General features: G+C 55.2%; 17 protein-coding genes. 4 read left to right on the top strand and 13 right to left on the bottom strand.

Annotated elements, in window-relative coordinates:
• Window positions 1-7: 7 nt before the first annotated feature.
• Window positions 8-325 (bottom strand): PTS sugar transporter subunit IIB, encoded by a 318-nt coding sequence (locus tag NR114_RS19660; protein ID WP_020825274.1) that lies wholly within the window; start codon window positions 323-325, stop codon window positions 8-10.
• Window positions 326-1,106: 781 nt separating this feature from the next.
• Here NR114_RS19660 and mutS point away from each other — a divergent pair.
• Window positions 1,107-3,662 (top strand): DNA mismatch repair protein MutS, encoded by a 2,556-nt coding sequence (mutS, locus tag NR114_RS19655; RefSeq protein ID WP_234529155.1) that lies wholly within the window; start codon window positions 1,107-1,109, stop codon window positions 3,660-3,662.
• A gap of 82 nt (window positions 3,663-3,744) precedes the next feature.
• Here the strand turns inward: mutS and rpoS are convergent, their stop codons facing one another.
• The 8 genes from rpoS to ftsB all read right to left on the bottom strand — a co-directional run bounded on the left by rpoS (window position 3,745) and on the right by ftsB (window position 10,289).
• Window positions 3,745-4,743, bottom strand: coding sequence for an RNA polymerase sigma factor RpoS (gene rpoS, locus NR114_RS19650; protein WP_044554227.1), 999 nt, complete (start codon window positions 4,741-4,743; stop codon window positions 3,745-3,747).
• Between the two features lie 54 nt (window positions 4,744-4,797).
• Window positions 4,798-5,790, bottom strand: coding sequence for a murein hydrolase activator NlpD (nlpD, locus tag NR114_RS19645; protein WP_046374484.1), 993 nt, complete (start codon window positions 5,788-5,790; stop codon window positions 4,798-4,800).
• Window positions 5,791-6,115: 325 nt separating this feature from the next.
• Window positions 6,116-6,742 (bottom strand): protein-L-isoaspartate(D-aspartate) O-methyltransferase, encoded by a 627-nt coding sequence (locus NR114_RS19640; RefSeq protein WP_020825270.1) that lies wholly within the window; start codon window positions 6,740-6,742, stop codon window positions 6,116-6,118.
• Window positions 6,736-7,497: a 5'/3'-nucleotidase SurE gene (gene surE / locus NR114_RS19635; RefSeq protein ID WP_046374485.1), complete on the bottom strand. Its 762-nt coding sequence runs from the start codon at window positions 7,495-7,497 to the stop codon at window positions 6,736-6,738. Before surE ends, NR114_RS19640 begins: the two co-directional genes overlap by 7 nt.
• 225 nt (window positions 7,498-7,722) lie before the next feature.
• Window positions 7,723-8,769 carry a tRNA pseudouridine(13) synthase TruD gene (gene truD, locus NR114_RS19630; protein ID WP_048762528.1) on the bottom strand — a complete coding sequence of 349 codons (1,047 nt, stop codon included), beginning with the start codon at window positions 8,767-8,769 and terminating at the stop codon, window positions 7,723-7,725.
• A gap of 4 nt (window positions 8,770-8,773) precedes the next feature.
• Entirely contained in the window at window positions 8,774-9,247 is a 474-nt protein-coding gene (gene ispF / locus NR114_RS19625) for a 2-C-methyl-D-erythritol 2,4-cyclodiphosphate synthase (RefSeq protein WP_004950274.1), read from the bottom strand.
• A gap of 10 nt (window positions 9,248-9,257) precedes the next feature.
• Window positions 9,258-9,965 (bottom strand): 2-C-methyl-D-erythritol 4-phosphate cytidylyltransferase, encoded by a 708-nt coding sequence (gene ispD, locus NR114_RS19620; protein WP_046374487.1) that lies wholly within the window; start codon window positions 9,963-9,965, stop codon window positions 9,258-9,260.
• Between the two features lie 3 nt (window positions 9,966-9,968).
• Window positions 9,969-10,289, bottom strand: coding sequence for a cell division protein FtsB (ftsB, locus tag NR114_RS19615; protein WP_020825266.1), 321 nt, complete (start codon window positions 10,287-10,289; stop codon window positions 9,969-9,971).
• A 405-nt stretch (window positions 10,290-10,694) separates the two neighbouring features.
• On the opposite strand from ftsB, the gene NR114_RS19610 reads away from it, so the two are divergent.
• From NR114_RS19610 to NR114_RS19600, 3 genes are all read left to right on the top strand, one after another.
• Window positions 10,695-11,465 (top strand): basic amino acid ABC transporter substrate-binding protein, encoded by a 771-nt coding sequence (locus NR114_RS19610; protein WP_048762527.1) that lies wholly within the window; start codon window positions 10,695-10,697, stop codon window positions 11,463-11,465.
• A gap of 100 nt (window positions 11,466-11,565) precedes the next feature.
• Complete coding sequence (locus NR114_RS19605) at window positions 11,566-12,285, top strand: amino acid ABC transporter permease (protein WP_044554269.1); 720 nt, start codon at window positions 11,566-11,568, stop codon at window positions 12,283-12,285.
• Window positions 12,269-12,991: an amino acid ABC transporter ATP-binding protein gene (locus NR114_RS19600; RefSeq protein WP_046374489.1), complete on the top strand. Its 723-nt coding sequence runs from the start codon at window positions 12,269-12,271 to the stop codon at window positions 12,989-12,991. Before NR114_RS19605 ends, NR114_RS19600 begins: the two co-directional genes overlap by 17 nt.
• A gap of 52 nt (window positions 12,992-13,043) precedes the next feature.
• Here NR114_RS19600 and NR114_RS19595 read toward each other — a convergent pair whose 3' ends face one another.
• The 4 genes from NR114_RS19595 to cysD form a co-directional block, all read right to left on the bottom strand.
• Window positions 13,044-13,361 (bottom strand): DUF3561 family protein, encoded by a 318-nt coding sequence (locus tag NR114_RS19595; protein WP_020825263.1) that lies wholly within the window; start codon window positions 13,359-13,361, stop codon window positions 13,044-13,046.
• Between the two features lie 85 nt (window positions 13,362-13,446).
• Window positions 13,447-14,076: an adenylyl-sulfate kinase gene (cysC, locus tag NR114_RS19590; protein ID WP_041414213.1), complete on the bottom strand. Its 630-nt coding sequence runs from the start codon at window positions 14,074-14,076 to the stop codon at window positions 13,447-13,449.
• 1 nt (window position 14,077) lies between these two features.
• Window positions 14,078-15,505 carry a sulfate adenylyltransferase subunit CysN gene (gene cysN, locus NR114_RS19585; protein WP_234529154.1) on the bottom strand — a complete coding sequence of 476 codons (1,428 nt, stop codon included), beginning with the start codon at window positions 15,503-15,505 and terminating at the stop codon, window positions 14,078-14,080.
• A gap of 11 nt (window positions 15,506-15,516) precedes the next feature.
• Window positions 15,517-16,425: a sulfate adenylyltransferase subunit CysD gene (gene cysD / locus NR114_RS19580; protein WP_020825260.1), complete on the bottom strand. Its 909-nt coding sequence runs from the start codon at window positions 16,423-16,425 to the stop codon at window positions 15,517-15,519.
• Between the last annotated feature and the right edge of the window lie 8 nt (window positions 16,426-16,433).

Genomic DNA, 16,433 nt, shown 5'->3' with positions numbered 1-16,433 from the left:
GACCCCTTTATTGGTTAGCTTTTTTTATGGTGGCGACCGCGGCCTTCAACACCCCAAGGCCATCAAGCTTGCCGTATAAAGCGGAATCGATCACTTCGACGGGCTTATTGGGCAGCTGTTTTTGTACTTCAGCTAACGTATAGGCAATCTGTGGCCCCAGCAGGATCAAATCTGCCTCTGCGCCCTTTTCCGCTGCCAGCGCTTCGGGATAAGCGGCAATGATCACTGGCACTTCGTACTTCTCGGCCTGCGCCTTCATTTTTGAGACCAGCAGAGAAGTCGACATACCGGCAGAACAAAACAGATAGATTTTTTTCTTTTCCATACCCAATCCCTCAAGATAATCAAAAAAGCCCCGTGTCATTTGTTTGCCAGATGCAATAGCGATTGCCTCGCGCACATTCCTTATGAAAATTTCCGTTGCTCTGCCCTGGTTGCGAACAGTATACGGAGGCATCGGAGCGGACCGGTAAGCCATCGGCGTAAAGAACCGTCTCTCCTTGACCTTCCCGATTGACCCTCTTCACATTTTACATAAAAAATTAGTGTGACCGGGCTCACAAATAACCTTAAATTACCGAATTAATTCATCGAAAATAAACAAATACCAATTATAAACAATACGTTATAAACATGCAGAGTATTTATGGATTATTCTTCTCGCGGGATCGTGCAATGGGAGATAAGTGAGCAAAGAATAGTTCGCCCTTGATTAGAACTGGTCATCAAGGGAAGGCGTCGAGACCGAAGGAAAAGCGGATGGGAATGGGGTGATTTCTGAGCAGATACGCTTGGTTTTTAGAGACAGAACAGGGGTTGTAACGCGTTTCGTTCATTACAACCCCAGTTTGCGTAAAGCTCCCCATTTTTACCTGTGACAGCGGATTGCCCGCTGGGCTAGTATAGCGTCGGTATAAAAAGCTTATTGATCCCCATCGTCGGTAGCCGCAGCGCCCTCCGTTCCGTTTGGGACTGGTTTGATCAATGGCTTTACCTCGCCCTGCGACCGCCTGCAGGCGTGATTTTTGTAACACGGCGTGATACCTAATGATGAAAAACAACGTCAAAACTCATTTCAAATTCAATGGATTGGAAACAGTAATCTTATGAATAGCACCGACAAGCTCGATTCACACACGCCGATGATGCAGCAGTACCTGCGCCTCAAGGCTCAGCATCCCGAGATCCTGCTGTTCTACCGCATGGGCGACTTTTACGAGCTGTTCTATGATGATGCCAAACGCGCGTCCCAACTGCTGGATATCTCGCTGACCAAACGCGGTGCCTCAGCAGGGGAGCCTATTCCCATGGCCGGCGTTCCCCATCATGCGGTGGAAAACTATTTAGCCAAACTGGTGCAGCTAGGTGAATCCGTTGCCCTGTGCGAACAAATCGGCGATCCGGCCACCAGTAAAGGCCCGGTTGAGCGCAAAGTAGTGCGTATCGTCACGCCTGGCACCATCACCGACGAAGCCTTGTTACAGGAGCGTCAGGACAACCTGCTGGCCGCCATCTGGCAAGACGCACGTGGCTTTGGTTACGCGACGCTGGATATCAGCTCCGGCCGTTTCCGCGTTGCCGAACCAGCAGATATCGAAACCATGGCGGCCGAGCTGCAACGCACCAACCCCGCCGAGCTGCTTTATCCCGAAACCTTTGAACAGATGTCGCTGATTGAACAGCGCCATGGTCTGCGTCGTCGCCCGCTGTGGGAATTCGAACCGGAGACCGCCCGTCAGCAGCTTAACCTGCAGTTCGGCACCCGCGATCTTACCGGCTTCGGCGTTGAACAGGCCCATCAGGCACTGCGTGCCGCCGGCTGCCTGCTGCAATACGTAAAAGATACCCAGCGCACCTCATTGCCGCATATCCGTGGTATCACCATGGAGCGTCAACAGGACGGCATCATCATGGACGCCGCTACCCGGCGTAATCTCGAGCTGACCCAGAGCCTGTCCGGCGGCACTGAAAACACCCTCGCGGCGATCCTCGATCACAGCGTCACGGCCATGGGCAGCCGCATGCTTAAGCGCTGGCTGCATATGCCTACTCGTGACATCAAGGTACTGAATGATCGTCAGCAAGCCATAGGCGCACTGCAGGATCTGTATGCTGAACTGCAACCTTCTTTGCGTCAGGTCGGCGATCTGGAACGTATCCTCGCCCGTCTGGCGTTGCGCAGCGCACGTCCGCGCGATCTGGCACGCATGCGTCATGCCTTCCAGCAGCTACCGGATATCCATGCGCTGTTAAAAGGCGTAAATACTCCGCATGTGCAGCACCTGCTGTCCCAGGTGGGTCAGTTTGATGAACTGCAGGACTTGCTGGAGCGCGCCGTGGTGGAAGCCCCGCCGGTGCTGGTTCGCGACGGTGGCGTTATCGCCCCCGGCTACAACAGTGAGCTGGACGAATGGCGAGCCTTGGCCGATGGTGCCAGCGACTATCTCGACCGTCTCGAGATCCGCGAGCGCGAAAAACTGGGGCTGGATACGCTGAAGGTCGGTTTCAATGGTGTTCATGGCTATTACATTCAGGTCAGTCGCGGGCAAAGCCACCTGGTACCGATCCATTACGTACGCCGTCAGACGCTGAAAAACGCCGAACGCTACATCATTCCCGAACTGAAAGAGTACGAAGACAAGGTGCTGACCTCTAAAGGGAAAGCGCTGGCCATCGAGAAAGGTCTGTACGAAGAACTGTTCGATTTGCTGTTGCCGCATCTGGGTGAATTGCAACAAAGCGCGGCGGCATTGGCAGAACTGGACGTACTGGCCAACCTGGCAGAACGCGCCGAAACGCTGAACTACGCCTGCCCGACCATGAGCGAGCAGCCTGGCGTGCGCATCACCGAAGGTCGCCACCCGGTGGTGGAGCAGGTGTTGAGCGAACCCTTTATTTCCAACCCGCTGTCACTGTCGCCCCAACGCCGAATGTTGATCATTACCGGCCCTAACATGGGCGGTAAAAGTACCTATATGCGCCAAACGGCGCTGATCGTACTGATGGCCCATATCGGCAGCTACGTGCCGGCAAGCAAGGCAGTCATTGGCCCGGTCGATCGCATATTTACCCGCGTAGGTGCAGCGGACGATCTGGCTTCCGGCCGCTCCACCTTTATGGTTGAGATGACCGAAACGGCCAATATCCTGCATAACGCCACCGAACATAGTCTGGTGCTGATGGACGAGATTGGCCGCGGCACCTCGACCTATGATGGTTTATCCCTGGCCTGGGCCTGCGCCGAAAATCTGGCCAGCCGCATCAAGGCCATGACCTTGTTCGCCACTCATTACTTTGAGCTGACCACCCTGCCGGAAAAAATGGAAGGCGTGGTTAACGTGCATTTGGATGCGCTTGAGCACGGTGACACCATCGCCTTTATGCACAGCGTGCAGGACGGTGCCGCCAGCAAAAGTTACGGGCTGGCGGTTGCCGCATTGGCCGGGGTGCCACGTGAAGTGATCAGACGCGCACGCCAGAAATTGCGTGAACTGGAGGCTATCTCCAACCATACCGCCAGCGGTACCGTTGACGCCACTCAGATGACGCTGCTGAATGAGGAAACCTCACCGGCGGTTGAAGCACTTGAGGCTCTGGATCCGGATTCATTGTCTCCGCGCCAGGCACTGGAATGGATTTATCGCCTGAAGAATATGGTCTAGCTCGACGTATAAATAACTGGCATAAAAAAACGGTGAGCATGATGCTCACCGTTTTTATTTTGATGCGGTTCAACTGCCGACGTTACTCGCGGAACAATGCCTCGATACTCAGGCCCTGCATCTGCAGAATTTCACGCAGGCGGCGCAAACCTTCAACCTGGATCTGACGTACTCGCTCGCGAGTCAGGCCAATTTCGCGGCCCACATCTTCGAGCGTCGCCGCTTCGTAGCCCAACAGGCCAAAGCGACGCGCCAGCACTTCACGCTGTTTGGCGTTCAGTTCGAACAGCCATTTCACGATGCTCTGTTTCATGTCATCGTCTTGCGTGGTGTCTTCCGGTCCGTTGTCTTTCTCGTCTGCCAGAATGTCCAGCAACGCTTTCTCCGAATCCCCACCCAACGGCGTATCCACAGAAGTGATACGTTCGTTCAGGCGCAGCATGCGGCTGACGTCATCCACCGGCTTGTCGAGTTGCTCTGCAATCTCTTCAGCGCTCGGTTCATGATCCAGTTTATGAGAAAGCTCGCGCGCGGTGCGCAAATAGACATTCAGTTCTTTAACTATGTGGATTGGCAAGCGAATGGTACGGGTTTGGTTCATGATCGCCCGTTCAATCGTCTGCCGGATCCACCAGGTAGCATAGGTCGAGAAACGGAAACCGCGTTCTGGGTCAAACTTTTCCACTGCGCGGATCAGACCGAGGTTACCCTCTTCAATCAGATCCAGCAGCGCCAGGCCGCGGTTGCTGTAACGGCGGGCGATTTTCACCACCAACCGCAGGTTGCTTTCAATCATTCGGCGGCGGGACGGCACGTCACCGCGCAGTGCACGCCGCGCAAAATAAACTTCTTCCTCTGCGGTAAGCAGCGGAGAATAACCGATTTCGCCCAGATAGAGCTGCGTCGCATCCAATACGCGTTGGGTCACGCCTTGTGACAACAACTCTTCTTCCGCTAGATCATTCTCACTGGCCTCTTCTTCTACCAGTGCTTTTTCGTCGAATGATTCCGCTTCCGTTGCGTTCTCGTCGAAATCCGCATCATCATGTAACTCGTTAACTTTCAGCGTATTTTGGCTCATATGCTGCTCCTACCCGTGATACCGCGAGCAGAATAACAGCGTATTCTGCCCAATCTATCGCTGCGGAAGATAACGCAGCGGGTTTACGGATTTCCCCTTGTAACGAATTTCAAAATGCAAACGTACTGAACTGGTTCCGGTGCTACCCATGGTGGCTATTTTTTGACCCGCCTTCACTTCTTGTTGTTCCCGGACCAGCATTGTGTCGTTGTGAGCGTAGGCGCTCAGGTAATCATCATTGTGCTTGATGATGATTAGATTACCGTAACCCCGTAAAGCGTTGCCTGCGTACACTACACGACCATCGGCGGTAGCGAAGATAGGCTGCCCACGAGACCCGGCGATATCGACACCTTTATTCCCACCTTCTGATGAGGAAAAGTTATCAATAATCTTACCGTCAGTCGGCCATCTCCAGGTACTTACCGGAGCGCTGTTGCTGACGGTGCTGCTCACTGGTGGAGCAACGACCGGTGCGGTAACAGGGGCTGTTGCGGTAGTTGCCGCCACTGCGCCTGCTGCAGGTAACATCTTACCTACATTCTGTTTACCCGAATTATCAGAATACGCGTTAGTTGATTGAGAATCAACCGTTGCAGTTTGTATCTGGGAGGTCGATGGTGGCTTAGGTACGCCGCCGCTGGTTGCGTCTGTCGCTGCCAGCATACCGCCATTTCCGGTAGCCGAACCATTACCAAGCTGAATGTTTTGACCCACATTCAGACTGTAGGGTTCAGGAATATTGTTACGCTGAGCCAGGTCACGGTAATCATTTCCGGTGATCCAGGCGATGTAAAACAGCGTGTCTCCGCGCTTAACCGTATAGGTATTACCGCTGTAGCTCCCTTTGGGGATCGAAGTATAACTGCGGTTGTAAACAATGTGTCCCTCAGAGCCCACCTGCGCCCCAGCATTGCTGGATGCAGCGGCTCCGGCACCACCGCCGTCCACGCTACTGATAGGGGCCGATGTCGACGCATTGTTCGAACAACCCGCCAACCACAAACTTACCATCGTACACACCGCAACCCGGCGTAATGTAATCATTGGGCTTCCCGTGCTCATGCTTCCCCCATGACAGCAATATCAGCGATATATCCAAAATACCCTTTACATCGTAGCTGAGCTTTTAACATTCTCTACGTTCCTACAATGAAAGGTGCCCGCGGCCGATTTCTGAACGTCAGAAAACCTCATACCGGAGCCTCAAAACAGCGCGCCAATGCTAACCACATTAGCGCTGCTGCACCATAAGACAACTGCGCAGAAAGGCAATTGTATTGAAAATTAGTTTTATTGAAACGCTAAAACCTTAACCGGAGGTGATGAAAGTGCAACAGATTTCATATCCTGTCGAAAATTCAGACAATCGCTAGGCCAGTTCGCCTTTCACCAGTGGTACAAAGCGCACCGCTTCGACGATATCGATAGTAAATTCATTCCCCTGGCGCTGAATACGCTTGAGGATCTGAGCCTGCTCACCGACCGGCAAAACCAAAATACCGCCGTCGTCTAGCTGTTCCATCAACGCCGGGGGGATCTCCGGCGGTGCGGCGGTGACAATAATGGCATCGAACGGCCCCCGCGAAGCCCACCCCTGCCAACCGTCACCGTGACGAGTAGAAACATTGTGAAGGTCGAGTTGCTTCAGGCGACGTTTCGCCTGCCATTGCAATCCCTTGATACGCTCAACGGAGCACACATGCTGCACCAGGTGCGCCAGTATGGCGGTTTGATAACCGGAACCCGTGCCGATCTCCAATACCCTGGATGTGGGCGTCAGGTTTAAGAGTTCGGTCATCCGTGCCACCATATAAGGCTGGGAGATCGTTTGACCTGAGCCGATAGGCAGCGCCGTATTTTCATAAGCTTTGTGTTCAAGCGCTTCATCAACAAAGCGTTCACGCGGCACTGCCTCAATGGCCCGCAGTAATCGTTCGTCCTGGATCCCTTGTTGACGCAGTTGCGTCAGCAATGTTTGCATACGCTTGTTCACCATTCCCCGCCAACCCCTGCTTTGGTTAACCACGTTTTTACTACATCCTGGGCCGCATAAGCGGTCAAATCCACCTGCAAGGGTGTAATCGCGACATAACCCTGTTCTACCGCAGCGAAATCCGTGTCCGGCCCGACATCAAACTTATCACCCGGAGGCCCAATCCAGTAAAGGTTTTGCCCACGAGGATCCTGTTGGCAGAACACTTTGTCGGCCGGATGGCGACTGCCGCAGCGGGTCACGCGAATGCCTTTGATCTCGTCCAACGGCAAATCCGGTACGTTGATATTCAGAATTTTTCCGGTACGTAACGGTTCACGCAACAGGGCGCGCAGCACCCGGCAGGTGATCGCCGCCGCGGTTGCATAATGCTGATGGCCGTTCAACGATACGGCCAGCGCAGGCAAGCCCAAATGGCGCCCTTCCATAGCGGCAGCCACGGTGCCGGAGTAGATCACGTCATCGCCCAGATTGGGGCCGGCATTGATACCGGAAACCACGATATCCGGCGCAGGTTGCATAAGGGCATTCACTCCCAGGTATACGCAATCGGTCGGTGTTCCTTGCTGTACGGCGATATCCCCATTGGGCATCGTCAGGGTGCGCAATGGGGATTCCAACGTCAGCGCATTGGAAGAACCGCTGCGGTTACGATCGGGTGCCACAACCTGCACCTCAGCAAACTCTCGCAGCGCTGCCGCCAGCACCTGAATGCCTGGGGCGGTAACACCGTCGTCATTACTCAGCAATATCCGCATAAGAGGTTGTCTTCTTTTTATCTCTCAACCAGGCACCGCTCAACGCAGCCTGGGATTTAACTACTCGGTATGACCGCCCAAAAGGAGGCGCTTAATCAGCAGATATTATGTTTACTGCCCCCGCCATGTCCAGTGACCATGGGAAAAGGCAGGGAACTCAAGGCTGAACCGCCACGAGTCATTCTTCTGGCGAAAAAAAACCTGCTTGCGCAGGTTTCTTGATTATTACTCGCTAATATCCGCATCGCTACTGTCCTGCCGCATAATTTCGCGCACCACGCTGGTGGCGAAACTGCCGGCCGGCAGCCAGAAACGCAGTTCGACGGTGGCATCGTCCCACCAGTCCCACTGCATATCTTTCGGCTGTAACAGCAAGGCTCGGCGGGCCGGATCTACGCGTTCGCGCTTTAAAAGCGACATCAGCTCCGGCTGTTCCAGCAGACACTGCTGTTCAAAGCTCAACGCTTCCCCGGCGGTGCCCGGTTCGCCATCACCGGGTAAAGGAGCGGTGATCATCAGCTCACCGGCTTCCAGGCGTTGCTGCAACGCTTCCAGCTCTTCCGGTTTGGCAACAAACCAACTGCCACGACCGCTAAGCTGAAGGGCATCCCCTTCCAGCACGGTATGTTGCTGCTGATTGGCCAATCGCCGGCTGGCGATCAGGTTAAACAGCGCGCTGCGACTGGCAGAAAGATAAAAGCTACGCTTGCTGCGTTCTTTCACCCGGATCTCGTCATTCGCCCAACGTCGCGCCATCACCAGGTTGTTACCGCCGCGCCCAAAGCGCTGACTGCCGAAGTAATTCGGTACACCGCCGGCCTCAATCGCCTGCAGACGTTGTTCTACATCCTGACGATCGGAGATATGACGCAGCACCAGAGTAAAGGCATTGCCTTTCAAGGTGCCAATCCGCATTTTGCGCAGGTGGCGGGCGCTGGCCAGCACTTCACAGCCTTCCAGTGAGAACTGGGTAAAGTCCGGCGTCTCTTTCCCTGGCAGATGCAAACAGAACCACTGTTCGGTTACCGCATGACGATCTTTTAAGCCCGCGTAGCTGACGGAGCGGGCATGAATACCGGCAAAGCGCGCAAGGTAATCGGCGACGAACTGGGTGTTACAACCGTTTTTGCGGATGTTCACCAGCACGTGTTCGCCTTCGCCATCCGGCTCAAAGCCCAGGTCTTCCACCACCACGAAATCTTCCGGGTTGGCCTTCAGCACGCCGGTGCTTTGCGGCTGGCCATGCAGCCAGGTCAGGTTAGCCATATCCATGCGCTTATTCCTTGATCAACAAGGCAACCGCTTCGCAGGCAATACCCTCACCACGCCCGGTGAAACCGAGTTGTTCGGTGGTGGTAGCCTTAACGTTAACGTCGTCCATATGGCATTGCAGGTCTTCCGCCAGGAAAATGCGCATCTGCGGGATATGCGGTGCCATCTTAGGGGCCTGGGCAATAATAGTGATGTCCAGGTTGCCCAGACGATAGCCCTTGGCACGGATGCGTTTCCAGGCTTCGCGCAGCAACTCGCGGCTATCGGCACCTTTGAAGGCCGGGTCAGTATCCGGGAACAGCTTGCCGATATCCCCCAGCGCCGCCGCGCCCAGCAGGGCATCGGTCGCGGCGTGCAGTGCTACGTCGCCATCGGAATGGGCCAGCAAACCTTTTTCATAAGGAATACGAACGCCACCGATCACCAACGGGCCTTCGCCGCCAAATTTATGTACGTCAAAACCGTGGCCGATACGCATGATGCGCTCCTTAATTGTCTAACTGAGTTAAATAGAATGCCGCCAGCGCCAAATCTTCCGGCCGCGTGACCTTAATATTGTCCGAACGCCCATTGACCAGCAGCGGATGATAGCCGCAGTGCTCCAGGGCCGACGCCTCGTCGGTCACCGTCGCTCCGTCATCCAGCGCGCGCTGCAGGCACTGCTTGAGCAACGCCAGTGGGAACAGCTGCGGCGTTAACGCATGCCACAGGTCCTGACGTTCTACCGTATGAGAAATGGCCCCGTGGCCAGGCTCTGCGCGCTTCATGGTGTCACGCACCGGCGCCGCCAGAATGCCCCCTACGTCGCTATGTTCGGTAATCGCCAACAGGCGGTCGAGATCGTCGGCATGCAGACAGGGGCGCGCCGCGTCGTGCACCAGCACCCATTTAGCCTCGCCGGCCAGCTGCAAGCCGGCCATTACCGAGTCGGCGCGTTGCTGCCCGCCAATGGTAGCCTGCACGCGGGGATCCTGCGCTATCGGCAACTGGTGGAACTGCTGATCGTCGGGGCCTATCGCCACAATCACCTGCGAAATACGCGGATGGCGCAACAGCGCGTGGATCGCGTGTTCGAGAATGGTTTGATGGCCGATGGTTAGATATTGCTTTGGGCAATCAGCCTGCATGCGGCTGCCAATACCGGCAGCGGGCAGGACGGCGATCACCGATGGAAAGGTTCCTGCGGAGTGATTCATGCGTTACTTTTGTAGGTTATTTTGCGAGGCGGACGCCGCGTTGCGTCTGGATTGGTCAGGAACCAGACGATAGAAAGTCTCACCGGGCTTAATCATGCTCAGCTCATTGCGCGCACGCTCTTCGATCGCTTCCTGACCGCCGTTCAAATCGTCGATTTCGGCGAACAGCTGATCGTTACGCGCTTTCAATTTAGCATTGCTGCCCTGTTGGAGCGCAACATCCTCATTGACCCGCACGTAATCGTGAATACCATTTTTGCCCAGCCACAGTGAATACTGTAACCAACCGAGCAATGCCAGCAATAGCAGCGTAAGTTTTCCCATCTCCGCCCCCTGAAAAACCGACCAATCATCCCACAACTTTTCGTTGGACTCCACACAGAGAACGGCATTTCGCCGCCAAATTCAGAGTAGGATGAGAATTTCCTGAGTTTATAACCTAAATTCACTTCGAAAGCGGCAAAAAAAACCACTTTCATCACAGAAAAACCACCCTGGGCCGCAACATTTTCCCCTTCAACGTTTTTTACGGTTATGCAGTAAGAAAAACTGGCTACCCGCTGATTTCACCAAAGCATTCGCCAGCGACAAGCAAAAACTGCATATTTAACACCATTAAAAATTTCATCATCAGGTAGGAGTTGTGTTTTTATTCATTAAAGATTATTTTTATGCACTCATAGTGCATAAATAAATCCAATGAATCATTTTTAATTACCGGGGATAGCGATGTTTAAATCTTTAGTTGTGATTGGCGCCTGTCTGGCTGCCACCCTGTCGGCCTCCGTCCTGGCGGCTGAACCTACCTACGTCGTCGGCTCTGGCGGCACCTACCGTCCGTTCGAATTCGAAAACAGCAGCAAACAGCTGGAAGGCTTTGATATCGATATCATCAAGGCGGTAGCCAAGGCCGAGAACTTTCAGGTCAAACTGGTGAATACGCCGTGGGAAGGTATTTTCGCCACGCTGAACTCCGGCGATCGCGACATCATTATTTCCGGCATCACCATTACCGATAAACGCAAACAAATGGTTGATTTCTCTGCACCTTACTTCCCGGCAGAGCAGGCTATCGTGGTCCCCAAAGACTCTGGCGTAGACTCGATTGCCGCCTTGAAAGCGCTGAAGGTCGGCGTAGTCAACTCCAGCACCGGCGACATCGTGGTGTCCGACGTGTTAGGCAAAAACAACACCGCCATCAAACGTTTCGACAATACCCCGTTAATGCTGCAAGAGCTGTATGAAGACGGTATCGGCGCGGCCGTGGGCGACGTCGGCGTGGCCAAGTTCTATATCAAAACCCATCCGGAAAAAGAGTTCAAACTGGTGTCCGATGCCAAATTCGAACGTCAGTATTTCGGTATCGCCGTGGCCAAAGGCAATGACGAACTGCGCGGCAAAATCAACGCCGGCCTGAAGAAAATCATCGCCGACGGCACCTACGCCAAAATCTACCAGACCTGGTTTGACAGCAACGTCCCCACGCTGCCCGCCGAATAATCGATCGTCGTTCGTCAACACAGCAGTCTGAAGACTTTTTAAGAAGGATCCGACCTTGAATTTCCGTTGGGAGATAATCCAGGAGTACGCCCCGCTGTTTATGGAAGGCGCCTGGATGACCATCAAATGCACCATTATCTGCGTGATACTGGGCACCACCTGGGGGCTGCTCCTCGGGCTCGGCCGTCTGGCGCAGGCACCACACGGCATCTGGAAACCGATACTGCATTATGGCGTTCAGTGGCCGGTGCGCATCTACATCAGCGCCTTCCGCGGTACGCCGCTGTTTGTCCAGATTATGGTGGTGCATTTCGCGCTGGTACCGCTGTTTATCAACCCACGTGACGGTCTGCTGGTCACCAGCGGCCTGATGAGCACCGATTTCGCCCGCGCGTTGCGCTCCGATTACGGCGCATTTCTCTCCTGCGTGGTGGCGATTACGCTGAACGCGGGTGCATACGTCTCGGAAATTTTCCGCGCCGGCATTCAGTCTATCGATCGCGGTCAGATGGAAGCTTCGCGTTCGCTGGGCATGAGCTACGGCAAAACCATGCGCAAAGTGATCCTGCCGCAGGCGTTTCGCCGCATGCTGCCGCCGCTGGGCAACAATGCCATTGCCATCGTCAAAGACTCTTCGCTGGCCTCCGCCATCGGTCTTGCCGATCTGGCCTATGCCGCCCGCACGGTTTCCGGCGCCTATGCCACCTATTGGGAGCCCTACCTGACCATTTCGCTGGTCTATTGGGTCCTCACCTTCCTGCTTTCGCTGATGGTGCAACACATGGAAAAGAGGTTCGGGAAAAGTGATTCGCGTACATAACCTGCAAAAACAATTCGGCGAAAGCCACGTGCTGCGTGGTATTTCCTGCGAAATCGCAGCCAACGAAGTGGTCTGCGTCATCGGCCCGTCCGGCTCCGGTAAAAGTACCTTCCTGCGCTGTATCAATGCGCTGGAAACGCTGTCCGGCGGTGAGATCCTGGTGAACGGTTTTGCCATACACAGCCAGAAAACCGATCTCAATAAAATGCGTGAGAGCGTCGGCATGGTGTTTCAACGCTTTAACCTGTTCCCGCACATGACGGTGCTGGAAAACATCATCATGGCGCCGATGGGCGTGAAAAAGCTGTCGCGCGCAGAGGCCATACTGCGGGCAGAGGCGCTGCTGCAAAAGGTGGGCCTGCTGGACAAAATCGACGCTTATCCCAACAGCCTGTCCGGCGGTCAGCAACAGCGGGTCGCCATTGCTCGCGCGCTGGCGATGGAACCGAAAATCATGCTGTTCGACGAACCGACCTCCGCACTGGATCCCGAGCTGGTCGGCGAAGTGCTGGCGGTGATGAAGTCATTGGCGCACGAAGGCATGACGATGGTGGTGGTGACGCATGAGATGGGCTTTGCCCGGGAAGTGGCCGATCGGGTGCTGTTTATCGATCAAGGGATCATTCAGGAAGAAGGTTCGCCACAGCAGATTTTCAGCCAGCCGGCCAATCCGCGCACTCAGGCTTTTCTGAGCAAAGTTTTGTAACCTTCGGCACGGCTTTGCAATGCTTCGGGCGCAGGCGACTGCGCCCTTTCCCTCACCAACCAGTCAAAAAGCTGAACACCAGCCAGAACAGGCACAGAACGATGGTCCCGGTCAGCAACAGCGTAAAAATCAACCGGCCACGCAGCAGCATGCTGAGCGTGATGCCAATCAACACCGAAACCGGCATCAGCGCCAGGAAGAACGGCCAGGTGTAGAGCAGGAAGAAAAGGGTGTTGGAGCCGTAAACCAAAAACGGCACTGCGAAGGCCAGCCAGTAGAAAACAAAGCCGCAGACACCGCCCAGGAAAGAATAAGAGGGCTCCTCTTTCTCCTGGTTTGCGTCAATCAAGATAGGCGAGACATTTTGCATAGCGATCCCTGGTTATTCGGCGCGCTCTCCGGCGGGCTTAGCGTAAAAAGCGTATGACGCAAAAACGCCACACGCTTTTCTGAATTCAGGGTTTGATAATAGCCCGACCACGCAGCACGTCTAACAATTGCGCAATCAAATTTGTTACCAATTGTTGGCCATCAAGGTGAATATCCGGCCGTTGCGGCGCCTCGTAAACCGAGTCGATGCCGGTGAAATTACGCAGCTCGCCGGCACGGGCTTTTTTATACAATCCTTTCGGATCGCGCACTTCACAAACCGCCAAAGGCGTGTCGACAAACACCTCGATAAAACGATCTTCATCCAGCAGTTCACGCACCATCTGCCGTTCGGCGCGATGTGGGGAAATGAAAGCGGTCAACACCACCAGGCCGGCGTCCACCATCAGTTTCGCCACTTCGCCCACGCGACGAATATTCTCGCGTCGGTCGTCGTCGGAAAAACCCAGGTCGCGGCACAGGCCGTGACGCACGTTGTCGCCATCCAGCAGATAGGTGCTGACACCGTGGGCGTGCAGTGCCTGTTCCAGCGCGCCGGCGACGGTAGATTTGCCCGAACCGGACAGCCCGGTAAACCACAGCACCACGCCTTTGTGGCCGTTGCGGACTTCGCGATCCGCACGCGTTACCGCATGCGGATGCCAGACCACGTTGTCATCATCCGGCCCTGTCGGCCGCAGTTGAGCGTCGGTCACGTTATTTTCCCCCAATCAGGTCGCGCGCGCCCCAATGTGGGAAGTGTTTACGCACCAGAGCATTCAGTTCCATTTCAAATGCGCTGAAGTCGCCGGCTGATGCCTGAGCGTCCTGCAAGGTTTCGCGGATCAAGCCAGCCCCCACGGTGACGTTGCTCAGGCGATCGATAAAGATCAGCCCACCGGTATCGTGGTTGCGTTGATAGCTGTCCAGCACCAGCGGTTCATCGAAGGTCAGTTCGACCAGACCGATACCATTGAGCGGTAAAGTGTCCGACTGATGCTGCGCCAGCGAGTTGATTTCCACCTGGTGGCGTATGCCTTCTACCCGCGCACGGGTCTTTTTGCCGGCCACTTTGATGTCATAGCTTTGGCCCGGCAACAGTGGTTTTTCAGCCATCCACACCACGTCCACCAGCGCGCTTTGTGCCGCTTTCAGGGTTTCCCCAGCATCGACCAGCAGATCGCCGCGGCTAATATCCACTTCATCTGCCAGCACCAGCGTGATCGCCTCGCCCGGCACCGCTTCCTGCAGATCGCCATCAAAGGTCACAATACGCGCTACGGTAGATTCCACGCCGGAAGGCAATACCTTCACGCGTTGTCCTACGCGCACTACACCGGCGGACAGCGTGCCCGCATAGCCCCGGAAATCCAGGTTAGGACGGTTGACATACTGCACCGGGAAACGCAGCGGTTGCGTCTCGCGTTCGCTGATCACATCCACGCTCTCCAGCACCTGCAGCAGCGTCGGGCCGCTGTACCAAGGCATCTGGGCGCTTTCACTGGCCACGTTGTCGCCATCCAGCGCCGACAAAGGCACAAACTTGATGTCCAGATCGTTCGGCAACTGCTGGGCGAAGGTCAGATAGTCCTGTTTAAACTGTTCGAACACCGACTCTTGGTAATCTACCAGGTCCATTTTATTGACCGCCACCACCAGATGGCGAATGCCCAACAGCGTGGCGATAAAACTGTGCCTGCGGGTTTGATCCAGAACCCCTTTGCGTGCGTCGATCAACAGGATCGCCAGATCGCAGGTCGAGGCCCCGGTCGCCATATTTCGGGTGTACTGCTCATGCCCCGGCGTATCGGCAATAATAAATTTGCGCTTTTCGGTCGAGAAATAGCGATAGGCCACGTCGATGGTAATGCCCTGCTCGCGCTCGGCCTGCAGGCCATCGACCAGCAGCGCCAAATCCAGTTTCTCGCCCTGGGTGCCGATGCGTTTGCTGTCGCTGTGCAGCGTAGACAGCTGATCTTCGTAGATCTGACGGGTATCATGCAGCAAGCGACCGATCAGGGTGCTTTTGCCGTCATCGACGCTGCCGCAGGTCAGGAACCGTAACAGGCTTTTGTGTTGCTGCGCATGCAGGTAAGATTCGACCCCACCCTGCTCAGCGATTTGTTGTGCAATTGCATTGTTCATCCGGCGGCTCCTTAGAAATACCCTTGACGCTTTTTCAGCTCCATCGAGCCGGACTGATCGCGGTCGATCATCCGCCCCTGGCGCTCACTGGTGGTGGACACCAACATCTCTTCGATGATCTCCGGCAGCGTCTCCGCTTCGGAATCCACCGCACCGGTCAGCGGCCAGCAGCCCAGCGTGCGGAAACGCACCATGCGCTGGCTGATCACTTCGCCAGGCTGCAGATCGATACGATCGTCGTCCACCATCAGCAACATGCCGTCGCGCTCTACCACCGGACGCGGTTTTGCCAGATACAGCGGCACGATGTCGATTTTTTCCAGGAAGATGTATTGCCAGATATCCAGCTCGGTCCAGTTCGACAGCGGGAACACGCGAATGCTCTCGCCCTTGTTGATTTGGCCGTTGTAGTTGTGCCACAGCTCCGGACGCTGGTTTTTTGGGTCCCAACGGTGGAAGCGGTCACGGAATGAATAGATACGCTCTTTGGCGCGTGACTTCTCTTCGTCACGGCGGGCACCGCCAAAGGCGGCATCAAAACCGTATTTGTTAAGCGCCTGCTTCAGGCCTTCGGTTTTCATGATATCGGTATGCTTGGCGCTGCCGTGAACGAACGGGTTGATGCCCATCGCCACGCCTTCCGGGTTCTTGTGGATCAGCAGTTCAAAACCGTACTCTTTTGCAGTGCGATCGCGGAATTCGTACATTTCACGGAATTTCCAACCGGTATCCACATGCAGCAACGGGAACGGCAGCGTACCCGGGAAAAAGGCTTTACGCGCCAGATGCAGCATCACGGAAGAGTCTTTACCGATGGAGTAGAGCATCACCGGGTTGCCGAATTCAGCGGCGACTTCACGGATGATATGGATACTCTCCGCCTCCAATTGCCGCAAATGAGTGAGTCGTTTTTCGTCCATAACAGATC

Source organism: Serratia sp. Ser99, from assembly GCF_024519545.1.
In the GTDB taxonomy this organism is placed as follows: Bacteria; Pseudomonadota; Gammaproteobacteria; order Enterobacterales; family Enterobacteriaceae; genus Serratia; species Serratia liquefaciens.
Note: the sequence above shows the minus strand (reverse complement) of the source record. Positions and strands in the feature narration are given on the sequence as shown.

What these genes read in the sequence shown, in the direction of transcription:
- ispF (WP_004950274.1), bottom strand. Translation starts at nt 9,247, where the DNA reads ATGCGTATCGGCCACGGTTTTGACGTACATAAATTTGGCGGCGAAGGC.
- ispD (WP_046374487.1), bottom strand. Translation starts at nt 9,965, where the DNA reads ATGAATCACTCCGCAGGAACCTTTCCATCGGTGATCGCCGTCCTGCCC.
- NR114_RS19610 (WP_048762527.1), top strand. Translation starts at nt 10,695, where the DNA reads ATGTTTAAATCTTTAGTTGTGATTGGCGCCTGTCTGGCTGCCACCCTG.
- cysN (WP_234529154.1), bottom strand. Translation starts at nt 15,505, where the DNA reads ATGAACAATGCAATTGCACAACAAATCGCTGAGCAGGGTGGGGTCGAA.
- mutS (WP_234529155.1), top strand. Translation starts at nt 1,107, where the DNA reads ATGAATAGCACCGACAAGCTCGATTCACACACGCCGATGATGCAGCAG.
- NR114_RS19640 (WP_020825270.1), bottom strand. Translation starts at nt 6,742, where the DNA reads ATGGTGAACAAGCGTATGCAAACATTGCTGACGCAACTGCGTCAACAA.
- ftsB (WP_020825266.1), bottom strand. Translation starts at nt 10,289, where the DNA reads ATGGGAAAACTTACGCTGCTATTGCTGGCATTGCTCGGTTGGTTACAG.
- cysD (WP_020825260.1), bottom strand. Translation starts at nt 16,425, where the DNA reads ATGGACGAAAAACGACTCACTCATTTGCGGCAATTGGAGGCGGAGAGT.
- NR114_RS19605 (WP_044554269.1), top strand. Translation starts at nt 11,566, where the DNA reads ATGGAAGGCGCCTGGATGACCATCAAATGCACCATTATCTGCGTGATA.
- nlpD (WP_046374484.1), bottom strand. Translation starts at nt 5,790, where the DNA reads ATGATTACATTACGCCGGGTTGCGGTGTGTACGATGGTAAGTTTGTGG.
- surE (WP_046374485.1), bottom strand. Translation starts at nt 7,497, where the DNA reads ATGCGGATATTGCTGAGTAATGACGACGGTGTTACCGCCCCAGGCATT.
- rpoS (WP_044554227.1), bottom strand. Translation starts at nt 4,743, where the DNA reads ATGAGCCAAAATACGCTGAAAGTTAACGAGTTACATGATGATGCGGAT.
- truD (WP_048762528.1), bottom strand. Translation starts at nt 8,769, where the DNA reads ATGGATATGGCTAACCTGACCTGGCTGCATGGCCAGCCGCAAAGCACC.
- NR114_RS19660 (WP_020825274.1), bottom strand. Translation starts at nt 325, where the DNA reads ATGGAAAAGAAAAAAATCTATCTGTTTTGTTCTGCCGGTATGTCGACT.
- NR114_RS19595 (WP_020825263.1), bottom strand. Translation starts at nt 13,361, where the DNA reads ATGCAAAATGTCTCGCCTATCTTGATTGACGCAAACCAGGAGAAAGAG.